The organism is Streptomyces sp. NPDC002577 (assembly GCF_053594815.1).
Genome location: NZ_JBSFWK010000111.1, coordinates 1 through 1112, shown reverse-complemented (window position 1 = coordinate 1112; position 1112 = coordinate 1). Strand labels below are relative to the sequence as shown.

1 protein-coding gene is annotated in these 1112 nt (G+C 67.4%); it reads left to right on the top strand.

Going from position 1 to position 1112, the window contains the following annotated elements:
• Positions 1–537: 537 nt before the first annotated feature.
• Positions 538–1112 (top strand): alpha/beta hydrolase fold domain-containing protein (locus ACWD4J_RS44110; RefSeq protein WP_451401198.1); only part of this gene is annotated, 575 nt, incomplete at its 3' end.

Below are 1112 nucleotides of genomic sequence, written 5' to 3'. Positions count from 1 at the left end.
TCTTCGCGTTGCGGACGACGAGGTCCGCGGCGTTATCGGTGGCGCGGGGAACAAGCCCACCGACCGGCATCGTGGACACCTTTCGACAACCTCCTGCTGGATGAACAATGTCGATTTCGGATATGCAGCGACTGGCGACTGCGGCAGCGAGCGGGCGGGACAGAACCCGTAGAACCCCCGGAACGCGTCACTACTGCTCTCACGCTGAACCGAACTGAATTCCGGTGGGCCTGCTTCATGTGCCGTGATGCTGTGCGCACAGGACCGGACCCCGGCGCTCCGCAAGCTGCTTCGCCGCCAGGCTATTTCGAAGCGGATCCGCTGAGTGTCCCGGCAGCGCACTGGATTCATTCCGACAGTGCACTGCCCGTCTCCCCCCATGCGCTGCGGGGTCAACGCCGGTGCGCTGTCAGTCAATTGCCCCGGCGTTCGGGGTTTTAGCGTGCTGTCGACGGACTCCGCAGATCTCTGTTTCTGCCCCGGAGCCCCTCACATCGCCGGAGAGACCGGCGCATCACATGAACTCAGGAGACTCACATGTCCGATGTCGTCGAGCCGGTTCAGCCTGTCCTGGAGCCGGCCGCAGCCGCTTTCGCCGAGGCGACCGCCAATCCGCCCTACCTCTTCGACCTGCCGCCCGCCGAGGGGCGCAAGGCGGTCGACGAGGTGCAGTCCGGCGAGATCGAGAAGCCGGAGATCGCCGAGGAGTGGATCACCGTCCCGGGCGGTCCGACGGGCAGTGTCCGGGCTCGCATCGTCAAGCCCGCGAGCGCCGAGGGAACCTTGCCGGTGATCCTCTACATCCACGGCGCGGGCTGGGTGTTCGGCAACGCCCACACGCACGACCGCCTGGTGCGCGAGCTCGCCGTGGGCGCGAACGCCGCCGTGGTCTTCCCCGAGTACGACCTCTCCCCCGAGGTCCGCTACCCGGTGGCCATCGAGCAGAACTACGCGGTCGCCCAGTGGGTCGTCCAGCAGGGCGCGTCCAAGGGCCTGGACGCCTCCCGGCTGGCGGTGGCCGGCGACTCCGTCGGCGGCAACATGACCGCCGCGCTGACGCTGATGGCCAAGGAGCGCGGTGACGTACCGCTGGTCCAGCAGGTGCTGTTCTA